We start from the raw sequence: 18,214 nt of genomic DNA on the forward strand, positions 1-18,214 counted from the left end.
ACCCAAGCCAACGCTTGGGTATTTCTCAATCCTCACACCAATTAGCTCACACTCCACTGTGACAACGAGCGCTTGAAATCAGAGTAGTCGAATTCATTTAGCTTTTGTACTTCACCACTCGCACGACGACAATATATCGCTGGCATTTTTAAACCATTAAACCAATTGAGCTTTACCATGGTATATCCCGCACTATCCATCACATGCAGACGCTGACCAATTTCTAAAGGTTGCTCAAAGTTAGCGACACAAAATTGATCACCGGCAAGGCAAGAGCAAGAACCAATCACGTACTCGTGACTGCCACTCTCTGAAGCCTCTAAAATCGAAGCCGGTTCATCGTAAATCAAGGTGTCTAGTCGATGCGCTTCCGTTGCTGAGTCTACTATCGCGGTTTTCTTTTCGTTTTCCACAATATCAACCACAGTCACTACCAAGTCTGTAGTTTTGGTAATAATCGCTTCACCCGGCTCTAGGTAGAGCTGAACTCCGTGCTTTTCTGAAAACGCCTTAAGCGCAGCTCCTAGCTTTTCCAACTCATAGCCAGGCCAAGTAAAGAATACGCCACCGCCTAAGCTCACCCACTCCATCTTATCTAGATAAAGACCAAAGGTATCAGAGATATCATCGAGTAGAGCAATAAAAGAATCAGCGCTCTTATTTTCACAGTTCATGTGGAACATCACGCCGTCCAGCTGGTCCATTAACTGAGGCTGAATCTTATCGGCATGAACGCCCAGACGAGAATACTTGCGCGCTGGATCAGCTAAATCTTGACCCGCACAGCTCACCCCCGGATTCAAACGTAAACCTACCGATGCTTTGCCTTCGATTAAATGGCCATAAGCTTCCAGCTGTGATTGCGAGTTAAAAATCATCTTGTCACAGATATCCGCTACGTCTAACACATCTTGCTTGCTGTAGCCCACGCTGTAAGCATGTGTTTCGCCGCCAAATGTTTCGTAGCCGAGTTTCACTTCGTAAGGGCCACTGCTTGTCGTGCCATCTAGGTATGGTTTGATAATGTCAAATACACCCCAAGTGGAAAAGCACTTGAGTGCTAACACTAATTTCACCCCAGATATTTCTTTAAGCTGCTTAGCCTTTTCTAAGTTATCTATCAGCTTTGCTTCATCAATCATGAAATAAGGGGTATTCAGTGACGCGTCTTGCATATTGTTTACTCTATACATAAAACAAAGCCGATGTTCACACATCGGCCCTATCATTTTCTTATTTTAAGATTTTAATATCAGGTTGGCCGACTTCAAGTTCTTCAACATGCCAATCCAATCCAATTTCTGGCATTGTCTCAAGGAACGGGTCTGGGTCTAGCTGCTCCATATTGAATACGCCCGCATCAGCCCACTTGCCTCTGAAATATTGCAGAGCCGCCGTAATAGCAGGTACACCAGTTGTGTAAGAAATAGCTTGGTGCTCAACATCTTGATACGCGACTTCGTGGTCAGCATTATTGTAGATAAATACACTACGCGCTTTGCCGTCTTTTTTACCTTGCACCCAAGTACCAATACAGGTCTTGCCTGTGTAACCAGGAGCTAAAGACGTCGGATCTGGCAACAAGGCTTTAAGAACATGCAGAGGTTGAACGACCGTACCATCATGCAAAGTCAGTGGGTCTGGGCTTAATAAGCCAATATCTTTCATGCAGTTGAAATAGTTTAGGTATTTATCACCGAATCCCATCCAAAACTCGATACGTTTGGCTGGGATAAACTCTTGCATCGAGCGAACTTCATCGTGCGCCATGGAGTAAACTTTATGCTTACCAACCAATGGGAAATCGAACTCTAGCATACGAGAGTGACAAGGCACCTGTTTCCATTCGTTGTTTTCCCAATAGAATGAGTCGCCTTGAATTTCAAGCATATTGGTTTCTGGGTCAAAGTTAGTAGCAAACTTCTTACCATGGTCACCCGCGTTAACATCCATAACATCGATTGTATCGATCTCGTCAAACAAGTGTTTCACTGCATAAGCGGCGAATACACTCACTACACCAGGATCAAAGCCTGCGCCAAGGATACCCGTGATGCCAGCTTCAGCAAACTTCTCACGGTAACCCCATTGCCAATCATACGCTTGAGGCACTTGTTGGCCTTCAGAGCAAAGATCAACGGCAACCGATGTGTCCAAGTAAGACACTTTTGCTTGGTAACAAGCTTCCATGATGCTGATATTTACCCAAGGAGGACCTGCATTAATGACCAAATCTGGTTTTACTTCGTTGATCAACGCCACTAAAGCATCAACATCATCTGCGTTTACCGAGCGTGCTTCGAGTTTCTTCGTCGAGTCTTTTAAATTGTTGCGACCCTTAATTGACTCGATGATTTTTTCGCACTTGCTAATGGTACGAGAAGCCAGCGTAATATCACCCAACACATCGTTATTTTGCGCAGCTTTGTGTGCAACTACCCAGCCCACACCACCAGCACCGATCTGTAAAATTGCCATTGTTTTAGTTCCTTTATTCAGCTAGCTCTAGCGCTAACGTAGTAATTTTTGATAATAGAGATTCAAAATCTGAAATCTTCAAACACGGATTAAGTATCGTCAACTTGAGAGCTGTGTGTCCGCTCACCGTCGTCTCACCCAGCACAGCGACACCTCTCGTTAAGGCTTCAATGCGTAATTTCTGATTGAGCTGGTCAATGTTTTCACTACCCGTAGCTCTAAATAGCACGGTGGACAGTGATGGCTGTGCCAACAACTCTAAGTTTGGATGCACATCGACTAACTTAGCGACTGCTTGAGTTTGCTCTAACAAATGATCATACATTTTACCCAGAGTTTTCGGCCCAACGTTTTGCATCGTCATAAAGACTTTTAGGGCGTCAAAACGCTTAGTTGTCGCAATGGACTTATCGACTAAATTTGGCAGCTCGTCATGTTCACGATTTAAGTAGTCAGCGTGATGCAATAAGAATTTAAAGTTCGCTTTGTCTTTAACCAATAAAGAGCCGCAGCTAATGGTTTGATAAAACAACTTATGGAAGTCCACGCTCACGGAGCTAGCGCGCTCAATACCATTTAAGCGATCTTTGTGCTGACTGAGAATCAATGCACCACCATAAGCGCCATCAACGTGCATCCACAAATCGTGCTTGTCGGCAACATCCGCGATGCTGGCAAGATCGTCAATCGCACCGTGATCCGTTGTACCCGCGGTACCAACAATCGCAAACGGTATTAGGCCATTCGCCGTGGCTTCGCTGATGACATCATCAAGCTGCGCGACATCCATGCTGCCATCCATGTTGCAGTCCACAGTGAGAATAGCTTTTTCACCCAGTCCCATCCAGGATGCTGATTTTTGCACAGTAAAGTGTGAGTTAGCCGAGCATATAATGCGCAATTTGTCGGCATAATCTGGCAAACCCAGTTTTTGAACTGAGTGATTGCTAAGCTTATCGGCTGCCCAATCTCTTGCTAGCATCAAGCCCATTTGGTTACTCTGCGTACCACCACTGGTAAAGATGCCATCAGCCTGATTGCCTAAGTCGTATTTTCCACATAGCCAATCAATCACTTTTTGCTCAACGTAAGTCGCAGAAGACGCTTGGTCCCAAGAGTCCATAGATTGGTTAAGCGCTGCAATCATAGCTTCAGCTGCGACCGCTGGCATCAAAGGAGGCGTATGCAAATGAGCTATACAATCTGGGTGCTGAACAATAATTGAATTTTTTGCGACAAGCTCAGCAGCATCTGATACAACTTCGGTTAACGATGCATTTCGGTTGTCTAAATTGACCGCATGAATAGCCTGTTCCAACTTTTGTGGATCCATACCAGAATAAGGCGTGCTTACGCTTTCAAACACTTCTTTTAGAGCTTGAGTGGTATGGTTCATCACCTTTGCGAACTCATCACTGCCAAACTCTCCAGTGTGGATGAAGTGCTTATCCCACTGACTATCGCTTTCGGCGTTTTCAACCGCTCCACCCGCTGCGATGATCGCCTCTTCTAGCACTTTCAACGCAAAATCGACTTGCTCAAAAGAAATAATAAGTGGCGGTAAAAAGCGAATAACTGAGCCATCACGTCCGCCCTTTTCAACCATTAGGCCACGCTCAAGCGCTGCACGCTGGATCGCCAATGTTAACTCGCCATCAGATTGCGGCTCACCAAATTTGTTACGCTCACCTGTTGGGTTGCAAACCTCAACACCAAGCATCAAGCCTTTGCCTCGAACATCGGCGATACAGCTCACACGCTCTTGGATTCGTTCTAAGCCAATACGTAAATACTGACCAGCCGCTTTCGCATGATCGACAAGGTTATCTCGCTGGATAATTTCGAGCGCTTTTGCGCCTGAGACCATCGCTAGTTGATTCCCACGGAATGTCCCTGTGTGCTCGCCCGCTTTCCAAGTATCGATGTCTTTTTTAAACACCAATAGTGACATGGGTAGGCCACCGCCAATAGCTTTAGACAAGCATAAGATGTCAGGAGAAATACCAGATTCTTCAAACGCAAAGCGATGTCCGGATTTACCCACACCACATTGAATTTCATCAAAAATAAGTAAGATACCGTGCTCGTCGCAGATACGACGCAGCTCTTTCAACCAGAATGCTGGGGCAGGGATTACGCCTCCTTCTCCCTGAATAGGTTCGACGATCATAGCAGCAGGTTTCATGATCCCCGCTTCATCATCGGCAAGAAGGCGCTCTATATAACGGATGTTTGCTTTCGCTCCCGCTTCGCCACCTAAACCAAATGGACAGCGTAAGTCATAAGGGAAAGGCATAAAATGCACGTCAGACATCAAGCCAGTGCGACGCTCTTTCGTACCCAGGTTGCCCATCATGCCCATGGTGCCATTGGTCATACCATGGTACGCGCCACGGAAAGCGAACATAGTGTTACGGCCTGTGGTTTGCTTGGCTAACTTGATGGCAGCTTCAACGGCATCTGCGCCGGAGGGACCACAAAACTGAATCGCAGAATTGGTAGCAAACTCTTCAGGTAAAAACGCCTTTACGCTTTTAATAAACGTATCTTTCGCTTTGGTTGTGATATCAAGCGTTTGATATGGTAGACCTGAGTCTAACTGCTCTTTTAGTGCTTGATTGATTTCTGGATGGTTGTAGCCAAGCGCCAATGTACCAGCACCAGCCAAACAATCCAAAAAGATTTGCCCACGTGTGTCTTCCACAAGTGCCCCATGCGCTCGCTTGATAGCAATTGGAAGTCGGCGAGGATAAGAACGCACCTCAGATTCGTGCTCTTCTTGATCCAATAATGTTTGATCTGGCGTTAAGTCGTAGAGACCTTCTACAACCGGCACATCAGTAGAGAAATTGGTTGTGATATTGTTTTGATCAACTTCAAAAACTGTGCTCATTTTGAATACCTTGATAAATCAAATGATTAAATTACTTACACACGTTAATTCATGGTAATTTAGTGTGGAAAATGCAAAAGCTTCCGAGATACAAGTACGTACCTGGAATAGATCACCTAAGCGGGTGATATCAAAGAAGTCTTAGTTTCAAGGTTCAGTAATACTACTGGTTTGATGCACTGGGCAACGAGGAAGTAGGACGCTGATTATTGTGTGTAAGTTAAATTGTTTCACTGTTGGGTTTCCCATTTACGTGTCGCTTCATGCGACATATAGTATCCCGTCTATCGCCTAAAGATTTGGGCGATACCTACCCTACGCAGCGTCACAATCAGCCTGAATGGTCACTGCGCGTATCCCCCAGAATTGCGGAAAATTTACCGTCTCCGAGATTGCGCGAGAAATTATCATAAAATAACGCTGTATGGCAATACTTTTTCATATCTAAAACTGACTTTTTCTGCCGCTAAAATGTGAAAGGGCAAGCTCAAAGCCTGCCCTTGTTTTTATAAAATTCCCGATTAATTTTCTTGCGGCTGCTCTTGTGACTTAATTCTCGGCAGTGAGCAACTAAGTAAAACATAACCAATGATCGCGGCTGTTGTGGAGCCTATTAGGATTCCAAGTCGCGCGTAAGTGTCAAACTCTAGGTTATTCGGCCCAAACGCCAGGGAAGATATGAATATCGACATGGTGAAGCCGATTCCACATAATACTGACACAGCGAATATTTGTTTGAAGTTCACGCCTTCTGGAAGTTTGGCAAATCCCATTTTTACCGCTGCGTAACTAAAGCTAAATACACCAAGGGGTTTACCAACCAACAAGCCTAATGCAACACCCATAGGCAACATGGAGGTTAATCCAGCAACGTCCACACCTTGTAACGAGATACCTGCATTGGCAAACGCAAACAATGGCAAAATACCAAATGCGACGTATTTATGTAGCGAGTGTTCCATGTGCTTCAATGGCGAGTAATCACTCTTTGGATCTTTCAGTGGAATGGCAAAGCCAATGACCACCCCGGCAAGCGTTGCGTGTACGCCAGATTTCAGTACTGCAGCCCACAAAATAATACCTACGATCATATAAGGCGTTAATTTAGTGACGTTCTTTGAGTTCAAGTAGAAGAGTATTCCGGTCATCACAAAGCCAACAACCAGCGCAAGCGTTGATAAGTCACTGCTATAAAACAGAGCAATGATAACGACAACGCCCAAATCGTCGATGATGGCCAGCGCAAGCAAGAATACTTTTAGGGCCACGGGTACTCGACTGCCTAGCAAAGCCATGATGCCCAGGGCAAACGCGATGTCGGTTGCAGCGGGAATGGCCCAACCTTGAATCGCATCCGGATTATTTAGGTTAAACAACACGTAAATTAATGCAGGAGCCGCCATACCACCCACTGCTGCGATGGCCGGGAAGATAGCGGTTTCTCTTGATTTTAGTGCGCCCTCTAAAAGCTCACGTTTCACTTCTAAACCAATCAACAAAAAAAACACTGCCATCAATCCATCATTGATCCAGTGCGAGAGAGACATACCAAAAACGTAAGTATGTAAGAATGCTTGATATCCATCATTTAGGGGGGAATTAGCAATGACCATGGCTATTGCTGCAGCAATGACAAGTAGAATGCCGCCAGCAGATTCCATTTTGAAAAAATCACGAATCATATCACTCATATATTGCCCTTGTCTTTTTATCTATACCAACTGTTATGAAAGAATATCATTGAGTGTAATACCTTCCCAAACTAAGGAAAAATCGCTTGTATTGATGATTATTGTAGGTTTTTCCGATAAATAGAATCGTTACCTAACCATAATTCAATACTAAATTAATAGCATACATCTATGAACATTATCCAATTGAATTTGAATAATTTCATGCACTTCACAGAGAGAATATAGTTGATGAGTTGAAAAAGCCGAAATCTCTAGGAGATTGAAGAACAAAAAATGAGGCATTAGAAGGGTAAAATACCTCAACAGTGGCTGAGGTATTTGTTTTTTCATCTAGATAATGATCAACTTTACCAATGGTAAGTCATACTAAATCGCGTCTTTGAGCAGCTTCATAGGCGTGTTGCGTATCATCCTTAAAACAGGAATTGCTCCGGCTACCATCAAAGAAAGCATCACTGTCACAATCGTCAATAAATACTGCGAAGGGATAAACTGCAGCTGCATCGTCCAACCAAAAGATTGCTCAATGACGATATTGACAATAAAGTGAGCCAAAGCCAGCCCTAAAGGCATCGCGATCAAAATGGATAAGGCTCCAAAGCAAAGCAATTGCAGCCCTCCTATGAGGATAATTTCTCGCCCAGAGACGCCAAAACAGCGCAACAATGAGATATGTCGTTGCCTTGACACTTCACCTGCCAATGTGGCAAAGAACACGCCTAAAATCGCGATGACTAAAGTAATGTGCCCCAGTGTGTCCGCCACTTCAAACGTGCGATCAAACAAGCTCATCGTCTTTTTATGAATGCTCTTGTTATCGAACACTCGCCCATCGCTAAAGTGATATTTCGCCTCAATATTGCGCTCAACAAGTTTTGGATTCGCCCACGGCGGAAGCTTCAAGCCAAGAGACACGCTCCCTGTACCTGCAAAGGCATTTAACCAATTTGCTTTTGATATCAGCACTTGGTTATAAGGATTACCGTAATCGTAGTATATTCCAACTACATTCCAGTCGTTTCCTAAAGCACTTTGTAGATTGATTTTTTCACCAACGTCAATATCGAGCTTATTCGCCATGGATTCACTGATTAAAATGGATTTACCCGTCTGTAGGCTTTGCCAGAAGTTCGGTAACGTTTGTTTTAAAGGAATCGACTTCAGCTCGCCTTTAGAAAACCCTGTGCTCACCACTTGCAGCGGCCCTGAAGATGTGAGGATCTCTTTTGTCCAACGCTGCCATACCTGAGATATTTCCGGCTGCTTTTCTAACCAGGTCATCATTTTATCCGCACTTCCTGAATCTGGATAAACGTAAAGATCAGCGGCTAAGCGCTGCGACAACCAGTTATCAGTGGTATGGCGAAAACTGCCTACCGTTGTTTCGACACCAACATTAGCCGCAACCGCTAGCATGAACGCCATCGTCGCCACACCACGGTAGCTCATACTTGCAGCCGCATCAGAGAAAAACCAACGGACTTTTACCGAGCGCAAAGTATGGGAAAGGTAAGTAAATAGCTTCCATATTATAAACGGTGTAAACATAGCGACACTCACGAGTGTGAGTACGATAATCGCCAAGCCAGTATGTTCCGTTTTAGGTGCTTCATACAACACAAAAGCAATCAGGGAGAACATAATCGCTAGCAAAGTTTGAATCGCAAACTCAATGCTTGCAAACCTTACCAGTGATAAACGTTTTGCCAATCGGATGGGCTGAGCTCTTAATAGACGCACAGCAGGCCATATACAGGCTAGCAATGCTCCGGCGATCGTCATATATAAGCTGATGTAGCTTGATTGCCAACTCCAACTACTAAGAATGTTACCACTGTAGATAAAGCCGATATTTTGCGAGACACTAGGGATCATGTAATAGGCTAAAAACATGCCTAAAAAGTTGCCGCAAATCCAACTGACGAGTATTAAAACAAAGAGCTCAATGAGTAACGCTTGGACAAGTTGCCAGCCAGAGACACCTGTTTGCCTTAGAATCCCAACTAAACGCTGACGCTGCGCCATGGACAGTGACATGGCTTGATAAAAAATAAACAAACCCACCAAGAAAGACAGCATGCCAACCGCGGTCAAGTTCATATGGAATGCTTTAGTGATGGATTCAAGCTCGCTGCGAGAATTTCGTGACAGCACCAAACCAGATGGCAGCATTTTTTTCAACACAAAGGCTTTATCCGGCTGCATATCCCCGCAAGCGATTTGGGATACTCCACCACCATTGTCTACGGTGTTAAATACCATCGGATTGGTGATCACTTCATTGCTATCTAACCCACCCCAGTTATCGATAACAACCGGCCCTACTTTTTTGCCATTAAGAACAGAAAGGTAGCTACCATTGACTAGCCCCATACGCTTTGCGAAGCTCGAGCTAACAATAATAGGGGAATGAGAGCCGCTACTAAATTTGTATAAGCGTTCAGCTATCGTCACTTCTCGAACTGGAATGGTAATTCTGGGGTCGATGCCAACAAAAGTAACTGTCTTTTGGTTTAGACCGTTATCTATTTTTGTCCCCTCGCCCACCGTACTAAGTGGCACCTGTTTGAACGGCACACATTGAGTAAAGCCTTCATGTTGCAACTTAGTATAGAAGTCATAAGGAATCGCATCTGACGGCGTCTTCGCACGCACTTTATACGGCAGTGGATCCGTTAAAACCTGTTCACCGGATTCACTGTTTTGTCGTACGTGTTTGCTGATCGATGTGACACCCACAAGCAAAGACACCCCAAGAGTGAGGCCAAGCCACACCAATAAAAGCTGAAAGGGGTAACGGCGATAATGGCCAAGTAGTGCTTTAACTATGGGCCATAACATGTAATACGCCCCCCTGAAGGCGTATACGCCCTTGCATATGCATAGCGACTTTTTCACTGTGGGTGACAAGTAATAAAGTACACTTGAGTTGGCGCGTTAGGCTGGTCAATAATCTCATGACGGCTTCTGCGTTTCGCTCATCGAGGCTGCCCGTTGGCTCATCAGCCAATAGAATTTTAGGCTCCATGTACAGAGCTCGAGCAATGGCAGCTCTCTGCTGTTGGCCCCCAGAAACCTCTTCAGGAAAGCGATTTAACAACGGCATAAGATCAAGAATAGACAGAATTTGACGCCACAACTCTTTGTTTTCTGGAAGGCCCTTCAGTTGGCGGCAAAATCGAATGTTGTCTTCAATGGTTAGAGTAGGAAGAAGATTATATTGCTGAAAAATAAGGCCAATGTTACCTCGTCGGTAAGCCGTTCTCTTGCTTTCTTTTGCGGTATGCATGGAGAAGCCAGGAAACAATATTTCTCCGGTATCAGCGGTATCTAGGCCAGCAATCAGGTTTAAAAGAGTGCTCTTTCCTGATCCACTTTCGCCCATTAAAGCAACTTGCTCTCCCTGTGATAATGACAGCTCAGCACCTTGTAAAATTGGATGAAATTCTCCACCATCTAAATAACCTTTACACAGGTCAGTAAGCTGTAACATCTAAACTCTCGCCGCTGCTCTTTACCGAATAGTGAATCTACACTAAATCACAAAATCTAGAAAGCATTTTGCATGCTAGATCACATAATATGCAAACGTTTTATTTGTGTTTTTGCCTTAACCTCTCAGTTAAAGTATATCACCCTTGCTGCATAATAATATGATATTAAAGGATATATATGAGATTGCTAGCGAAATTTGTTATGTCTTTTTCAAAGTGAATTTTCAATTTTTATACCTAATCAGCCTTAGAGGCAAACCTAGCCCTATTGCTGTTCCTATCACCTGTCATTTTTAAGCCTTACGGAGTGCATCACTGAACCTGACGCCCAGATCATTAGGGCATATTAGTGACAACGTCACCAATATACCCTTAAAACAGCGATGCTGACCTAAAGGCTGAAAGGGATTTCCGCCAACCTATCTCCTTTGTTGGCAGGAAATATTAGGTATTCGCCATGGTACTTGACGACAGACTTATAGTCAGTCACCTTATGAACTAAGAAACCACACTGATAAGCTTTGTCGATAAACTCTTGGTGATTTCCTCGTACAAACCAACTCATCGGTTTAACCAGTTGCTCAGCATCAAAGCATGATTCACATTGTGTGGAACACAAAGCTAAAGAATTTTGACCTTCAGTATAAATCTGAACTTTGCCCACGCCAGTTAATGGCTCAGACGTCGAGACTTCCCAGCCCATTTGTTCCATCTCATCTAGAAACGTTTCAATTTGGCTATCCAAAACTTCTTTAATGTCTTTTTCACTTGGGAAAAAGGCGTTGTAGAGTTTAGAAATTTTGCTAAAGGTTGAGTCAATCGACGCTGCATTACCTTTAGAGCGCCCTAACTTTTGCCATCTCGACAAATCTTCATAAACACAACGCGCGAAACGTTGAGTCTTAATTGATTTGGTGATCCAGCGTACCAAAAAGTGATTATTTGGCATTGGTGCATCGACCAATTTACCGCTTTTGTGTTGCTCTGATAGTTCACTTAAAGCGCTATCGACCAAGCGCTTAATCTCAAAAATATAATCAGCCACTATGCTTTTTTTCCGAATATCCAGTAGAAAGCAATGGAGAGCACTGAGCACGCTGACATCACCCAAACCATTGGCCAAACGGCCAAACCTGGTAAAGCTGCAACAACAGCACCAACTGCCGCTCCCATCCCGAAGCGAAGAGTACCAGATAATGAAGCCGCGGTTCCAGCCATGTTAGAGTAACCGCTTAATAAAAGTGCCATTGAGTTACTGCCGATGATGGAGATCGTACTGATGTAGAGCGTCACAAATGGCACAGTTCCCCACAGCCCCCAGTTAAACAGCCAGCCTGCGAGCAAACCAACACCAGCTAGGAACTGTAGCACTAACCCTGCTCTTAACATCAAGTGCAAACCCAGGATTTTAACTAATCGACCGTTAGCCATAGTTAAAATGATCAACCCAACCACGTTTAAGCCGTATAAATACGCAAACTCATTAGGTGACAAGCCATAGATATCGATGTAGACAAACGAACCCGCGGTAAAAAAGGCAAATAAACCAGCAAAAGAAAATGCGCTAGAGAGAATAAGCCCAACCGCCACCGGATCTTTAATGAGCTTAGAGTAATTCTGCAAGGTCGTTTTTGTATTTAATGGCTGACGTTTGTGCGCATGTAAAGTCTCTGGAATTTTGTAATAGACCATTGCCAGCGCAACCACAGCATACAACGCTAGCACCCAGTAGATAGAGCGCCAACCAAACCACATCGCCAAATGTCCGCCCAACATTGGGGCAACCAGGGGAGCCAATGTCATGACAAGAGTGACAAAAGACATCGCTTTGGCAAAATCTTCACGATTAAACATGTCTCTAATCACTGCTTGGATAACGACTGCCGCCGCAGCACCCGATAAGCCCTGAATAACCCTTAATGCATTCAACGTATCAATACTATGTACTGTCGCGGTCAATACAGCAGTAATAGCAAAACACAATACACCAATAATAAGCACGGGCCTTCGGCCATAGCTGTCAGAAATTGGGCCATGGAAAAGCTGTCCAACGGCAAAACCAGCGCCATAAGCGGTCAGGCTCAATTGAACAGCACCTGTGTCTGCCATTAAGTCTTTCGCAATATCTGGCATAGCAGGGACATACATATCAATCGCTAAGGGAGTAAGTGCACTGATTGCCCCCAAAACGATAAAAAGAAAAAATGACAATGGGTTAGGCTGCGATATAGCAGCGTCAGATTTCGCTAGCATACGGCTCCAAGTAGTAAAACGTGTAAAGAAAAAGGTTCTGAAGTCAGCAATCAATGAAAAGACGAAACAACAAAAAAGCTGAGATGAAACGATTAATCGTTTTATCTCAGAAACAAAAACCTATCCCCGAACAACCTAAAGTTGCGAGTTTCGATCCAATGAGCAAGGTCTCGATAAGAGACATAACTAGTCGGTGCTAAGGTATATAGGTATACAAGATGAAAAAGCGTTCAGCTTTGCTGACAAAACTATTATCCACGAAATGAATAACATCTACTAGTTCTTATTAGGAACTAATCTATTTCCATTTAGTAATGATATTTTCCATTTCTCGTTATTTACGCTTGATGGTTTTCTGACACAAGACGAATGCGACTGCCGCTATATTAGGCAAATTTTAAATCTATCAGGTAGATAATTTTCAAATTTAAACACCCAATTCCAAATAGGCCATTGGGTGACATATTTTCTTTTAATTCAGCACAACTTGGACTTTTTATGAAGCAAATAAAGACGGTTATGTTTTCAATGTTGCTTGTCTTCTTTAGCAGCCAATCCTTTGCAATGGAAAAAATTTACTACGTATTAAGATTTAATAAAGCCTTGGATTACGATCAAGAACATCATCTGATACATACGCTAGAAAAACATAAACACGATCTCGATGTCATTGTTACCCAAGCCTTTATCGCCGATGACAATGGTGCTCTATGGGGTTCAATAAACCCAAAACTGCTCGATTTTGCACATTCAAACCACATCAAACTCGATGCGATGATCACCAACACTGGGTTTAACTCTAGAAAGCTCCATGACTTACTCATGGATAATGAAGCGCAAGACATACTTATCAAAAAAATCATTGAGGTAAGTAAAGAGTATCGCTTAGATGGTGTGCAAATCGACTTTGAGGGCATCGAGTACCGGGATAAAGATAGGTTTACTGATTTCTATCGAAAAGTGTCCAAAGCCATGCGCGACATCCATAAATCAATCAGTGTGGCTGTTTTCCCAAGAACAAGTGATGTACCTGTTAATACATTGAGCCAAGATATCTATGTACATTCTGCCGGAGCGTATGACTATAAAGCCTTGGCCAAGCTTAGCAATTTTGTCTCCATCATGGCGTACAATCAACACAGCTCTTTAACACCTCCAGGTCCAATCGCCTCTTACCCTTGGACTCAAAAAGTCGTTAAATACGCCTTGAAATATATCCCTGCTAATAAGCTTTCGTTAGGCATACCCGCCTACTCTGGATATTGGACCGCAGCTCCTGAGGCTTCAGTTGGGCGGCCAATCGATCAGCACCTACGATACTCTCAAGTGGTTGGGGTAATGAAGCAATTTAACATCAAACCTAAGTGGGATGACACAGCTAAAGTCCCCTACCTGATGTTTACCAATAATAATGTCTACAGCTATATCTTTATGGAAGACGCACAAACCTTCAACTATGGACTGTCCTTGGTACAACGAAATCATTTGGCTGGATTTTCTTTATTTGACGTTTCTTCAATGGACCCACTGATATGGAACAAGATTAACTCTATATCTTAACGCTTTATATTCAAGCAGCCCCACTTTTGGGGCTGCTCACTGTCCTCAAAAAGAATATCGAACACCAAGTAATAACTGATTCACAGCAGGCACTATGTTATTTGATGAAGTAGCGCCTTCGCTTGATGTAGCACCAAAGTAGTGAGTGAGCATCATCTCAAAACTTAACGCCTCGTTAAGCTGATAGCGAGCTCCGATTCCAAGCAGAGGCTTAACATCGTGTTCGTCACGCTCTCGATAAGTGCCAAACTTAGTCGGAATTTTAGCCTTTGTTTTGATTTGAGCTAGTCCTGCCTTCGCCTGTAGCACCCATTTTTCTGAAAGCGCATACCCAATGAGAGCATTGATATCACTCGCTGATGAAGTAAGATCAAAAGTATGCCCACTTTGGTAGTATGTCCCTTTACCAAAATATGAATATCCTACTTCAATACCGGTATCCCACTTATCATTGATAGTCTGTACATACCCAGTAGCCAATCGACCAGAAAGATCAGACGCAGTGCCAATTGTTGTCGTACCATCACCCGGTGGTTTCTGCACAGCAAAGCCCATACTTCCTGTTACATATAATCCCGATGCATTCGCCGCTGAAAACATACCCAAGGATAACAATATAGACACCAAGGAGACCTTCAGAATGTCTCCAACCTTTCGTTCAACTTTACCGATTTTCTGCATCGTACTTCCAATCACCTAAAACTACATAAATTCAGCGAATGAATTTCAAGGTGCGGAATGCTATACGTTGATGAGTTGGAATACAAATGTTTTTAATCGGTTGAGTAATATATAGGGGGACACACGTCCTAATATATAGGGGACACACGCCTCAAGCACTCGTACCTAAGTAAAGGCCTAAGTTAAATGGAAGTTACAAGGACACACACTTCAAAGAACTAGAAGGACATGCGCCCAAGTGTAGAGTAAGTATGATTTATGAGGATCTAGGCGGTATACCGACATCTTTGTGATGTCTTCCGAGGTCTGTTGCCATCATCATTATCCCATCTTTGTACTCCCGGGTAATAGACAATGACAACAGCTCGCTCTCAATTAGTTTGCCTTGAATCCACCGCCTACTATCATTGTGTATCTCGATGTGTTCGACGCTCGTTTCTGTGCGGTAAAGATGACTTGACGGGAAAAAGCTATGAACACCGTCGAGCGTGGGTTGAGAAGAAAATACACCAATTGGCCGCTGTGTACTGCATCGATGTATGTGCCTATGCCGTCATGAGTAATCACTACCATATTGTCATGTATATCGATAAGCCGAGTGCGGACAAGCTGACACCGTATGAAGTGGCTAAACGTTGGGGTCAACATCACCACTTACCGTTGATAGTTCAGCGTTGGCTGAACGGTGAACCTACCAGCAGAGCAGAAAACCAAGCCGTCTTCACCCTAATTGACCAATGGCAAGCTAGACTCTGCAATCTGAGCTGGTTTATGAAAGAGCTCAACTACGAGATTGCGTGCCGAGCGAACAAAGAAGATGACTGTAAAGGGCATTTTTGGGAAAGCCGCTTTAAAAGCCAAGCTTTGCTGGATGAGCAAGCCCTACTCGCAGCAATGGCGTACGTGGATTTGAATCCAGTCCGAGCTGGTGTGAGCGAGACACCAGAAACCTCAGAGCATACATCGATTCAAGTGAGAATTTGCGCGCTCAAGAACAATCAAGCCACTGCTCCAGGGTTAGCGGTGTTCATAGGAAACCCAACCAATGAAATAGTCAAAGGATTGCCGTTTCGCCTAATCGATTACCTCGAGCTAGTAGATTGGAGTGCCAGGCAGTACCGTGAAGAGAAACACATCATGCTAAGCAAGGTTCCTCCGATACTCTGCAGACTCAATCTCTCTCCCACCCAATGGGCCATCGCTACCACTCAAATTGAAAAGCCCCGAGCTACGTTTGTTGGTTGTAAACCCAGCTTTGCCCATCTCAAACAACTAAATCACCGAAAACGAGTTCACGCGTTGACTTTAGATAGCTAATCGATCACTTATCACGTTACTCTATGGAAAAAGCTAATGGTGATCTTATTCTCAAACCACGTAAGATGACTTTCTAGCGATGGCATTTCACCTACTCAAAGCATTCGTCTTTAACTTCCACTAATTTTTCGGGTGGCCACGCCGTCAATTTATCCAAGTCTTTAGGGTGTGTGTCCATATACAATATCTCTAAACTTACTGTGAGTAGTCTGTCCCCTTAAAATCTAGTAGTCTGTCCCCCGTAATATCTCCCAACATTAGAGTGTATGTCCACTGAATAAGAACAATACAAACCATCTCCAAAACAGTGTAGAGTAAGAAAAAACAACCCAAAAGAATCATACTGTTATGTCAAAATTAGCATTAATCACTGGTGCCAGCCGAGGTATCGGTAAAGCCATTGCCCATCATTTTGCAAAGCAAGGGTATTCACTTATCTTAATAGCGCGCAGGGAAAATAATCTAAAACAGGCCAGCGACGAGATACGAGAGAAATACCAAAACACCACAGTGTTCACTTGTGCAGTTGATTTTTCACATCCCAATGAGGTTGAAAAGACAATCCAAGCCATTCTCGATGAACATGTTACGCCAGATGTTCTCGTCAATAGTGCTGGTGTACTTTACCCAGGCAACATTGAGTTACCCGTAACTAAACTCAATGAACTCATTACTATCAACATGACTTCAACCATAACCGTATCAAACTTGGTTGCACAAAAGATGAAACAACAAAAACATGGTCGAATCTACACCATAGGCTCAACGACAGGTTTGACTCCCGTTACTAAAATCGCCGCTTACTCCGCTACGAAAGCGGCAATCGTGAGTTACTGCCAATCTCTTTATCAAGAGCTCCTGCCCTACAATATTCAAGTCTGTTGCTTGTGTCCTAGTGTGGTCGACACTGATATGACAAATGATGGCCGATTAAATAACGGCGATAAAATAGATACACAAGATATTGTAAACGCCATTCAATATATTCAGAGTCTGTCTAATGCAGCAAGCAGCCCAGTTTTACCGATACATTGCAAGGTGATTGACCTGGAGAAGATAAGCTAGACGAATTTGAGGCTCACTGGAAAGCCCAGTGAGTTTGGGTTTACTTATAAAAACTCTCAACTTCTTCTTGAGTAAGGTAGCGATACTCCCCCGGCTGAAGTTCATCATCAAGGCTTAGTTCGCCTATTTGTTCGCGATGAAGATGTTCAACTTTGTTTCCAAGCGCTGCAAACATTCTCTTCACTTGATGGTATTTACCTTCTTGTATCGTAAGCAGCACTTCGTTCTCATCGCTATCTACGATCTCTAGCTCAGCCGGAAGCGTAGGGTCTTTTTCATTTTTAAGCTCAATACCTTGTGAAAACCTTTCTGCGTAATCAGGTTGAACAGGGTCGGCCAACCACACACGATACACTTTCGAGCATTTATGTTTAGGAGACGTAATACGATGTGACCATTTGCCGTCATCCGTTATTAATACTAAACCTGTCGTATCCACATCTAAACGCCCGGCAAAGTGAAGGTTTTCCATTTTGACTTCATCTAGCAAGACAAATGCGGTGTGATTGAATCCATCTTCGTGAGAGCATACAAACCCTTCGGGTTTATATAGCATGATATATCGAGGGCCCTGTTTTTCGATTACCCGATTTTGCCACTCTACTTGGCAATCATCCGTCAACTTAGTCGCACCGCTTTTTGCCACATTACCATTGACCGTCACTTCTCCGGATTTAATGATTTTTGTGGCTTCTTTGCGGGTCGCGCCCAACGCATCGCATAAGAATTTATCTAATCGCATACTGAACTCTCCAAGATTGAGCGCGGCATTATACCCA

The 18,214-nt window shown here is 43.7% G+C and carries 13 protein-coding genes; 3 read left to right on the top strand and 10 right to left on the bottom strand.

All coding sequences use genetic code 11. From position 1 onward, the window contains the following. Positions 1 to 41 precede the first annotated feature (41 nt). The 8 genes from nspC to M9194_RS10870 form a co-directional block, all read right to left on the bottom strand. On the bottom strand, positions 42 to 1,175 hold the full coding sequence (gene nspC / locus M9194_RS10835; RefSeq protein WP_250612658.1) for a carboxynorspermidine decarboxylase: 1,134 nt from the start codon (positions 1,173 to 1,175) through the stop codon (positions 42 to 44). A gap of 58 nt (positions 1,176 to 1,233) precedes the next feature. Continuing rightward, complete coding sequence (locus M9194_RS10840) at positions 1,234 to 2,478, bottom strand: carboxynorspermidine synthase (RefSeq protein ID WP_250612659.1); 1,245 nt, start codon at positions 2,476 to 2,478, stop codon at positions 1,234 to 1,236. A 13-nt stretch (positions 2,479 to 2,491) separates the two neighbouring features. Further along, a complete protein-coding gene (locus tag M9194_RS10845) occupies positions 2,492 to 5,371 on the bottom strand; it encodes a pyridoxal phosphate-dependent class III aminotransferase (RefSeq protein ID WP_250612660.1) in 2,880 nt (959 codons plus the stop codon). Positions 5,372 to 5,892: 521 nt separating this feature from the next. Beyond that, on the bottom strand, positions 5,893 to 7,062 hold the full coding sequence (nhaA, locus tag M9194_RS10850) for a Na+/H+ antiporter NhaA (protein WP_250612661.1): 1,170 nt from the start codon (positions 7,060 to 7,062) through the stop codon (positions 5,893 to 5,895). A gap of 369 nt (positions 7,063 to 7,431) precedes the next feature. Next, positions 7,432 to 9,906 carry an FtsX-like permease family protein gene (locus M9194_RS10855; protein ID WP_250612662.1) on the bottom strand — a complete coding sequence of 825 codons (2,475 nt, stop codon included), beginning with the start codon at positions 9,904 to 9,906 and terminating at the stop codon, positions 7,432 to 7,434. Then, positions 9,887 to 10,558 carry an ABC transporter ATP-binding protein gene (locus M9194_RS10860; protein WP_250612663.1) on the bottom strand — a complete coding sequence of 224 codons (672 nt, stop codon included), beginning with the start codon at positions 10,556 to 10,558 and terminating at the stop codon, positions 9,887 to 9,889. The genes M9194_RS10855 and M9194_RS10860 overlap by 20 nt, the downstream gene beginning before the upstream one ends. Before the next feature lie 392 nt (positions 10,559 to 10,950). Further along, a complete protein-coding gene (locus tag M9194_RS10865; protein ID WP_250612664.1) occupies positions 10,951 to 11,604 on the bottom strand; it encodes a DUF2913 family protein in 654 nt (217 codons plus the stop codon). Beyond that, positions 11,604 to 12,812 carry a Bcr/CflA family multidrug efflux MFS transporter gene (locus M9194_RS10870; RefSeq protein ID WP_250612665.1) on the bottom strand — a complete coding sequence of 403 codons (1,209 nt, stop codon included), beginning with the start codon at positions 12,810 to 12,812 and terminating at the stop codon, positions 11,604 to 11,606. The genes M9194_RS10865 and M9194_RS10870 overlap by 1 nt, the downstream gene beginning before the upstream one ends. Positions 12,813 to 13,310: 498 nt before the next feature. Between M9194_RS10870 and M9194_RS10875 the strand changes: the two genes are divergently transcribed. Next, positions 13,311 to 14,372, top strand: coding sequence for a glycosyl hydrolase family 18 protein (locus M9194_RS10875; RefSeq protein WP_250612666.1), 1,062 nt, complete (start codon positions 13,311 to 13,313; stop codon positions 14,370 to 14,372). 45 nt (positions 14,373 to 14,417) lie between these two features. Here M9194_RS10875 and M9194_RS10880 read toward each other — a convergent pair whose 3' ends face one another. Next, positions 14,418 to 15,053: an outer membrane protein gene (locus M9194_RS10880; RefSeq protein ID WP_250612667.1), complete on the bottom strand. Its 636-nt coding sequence runs from the start codon at positions 15,051 to 15,053 to the stop codon at positions 14,418 to 14,420. A 354-nt stretch (positions 15,054 to 15,407) separates the two neighbouring features. Here M9194_RS10880 and M9194_RS10885 point away from each other — a divergent pair, with 354 nt between their 5' ends. Both M9194_RS10885 and M9194_RS10890 read left to right on the top strand, forming a co-directional pair. Further along, positions 15,408 to 16,370 (top strand): transposase, encoded by a 963-nt coding sequence (locus tag M9194_RS10885; RefSeq protein WP_250612668.1) that lies wholly within the window; start codon positions 15,408 to 15,410, stop codon positions 16,368 to 16,370. A gap of 348 nt (positions 16,371 to 16,718) precedes the next feature. Beyond that, positions 16,719 to 17,435 carry an SDR family NAD(P)-dependent oxidoreductase gene (locus M9194_RS10890; RefSeq protein ID WP_250612669.1) on the top strand — a complete coding sequence of 239 codons (717 nt, stop codon included), beginning with the start codon at positions 16,719 to 16,721 and terminating at the stop codon, positions 17,433 to 17,435. Between the two features lie 40 nt (positions 17,436 to 17,475). On the opposite strand, the gene rsuA is transcribed toward M9194_RS10890, so the two are convergent. Continuing rightward, entirely contained in the window at positions 17,476 to 18,177 is a 702-nt protein-coding gene (gene rsuA, locus M9194_RS10895; protein WP_250612670.1) for a 16S rRNA pseudouridine(516) synthase RsuA, read from the bottom strand. Positions 18,178 to 18,214 lie beyond the last annotated feature (37 nt).

This window comes from Vibrio sinus, from assembly GCF_023634645.1.
GTDB lineage: Bacteria > Pseudomonadota > Gammaproteobacteria > Enterobacterales > Vibrionaceae > Vibrio > Vibrio sinus.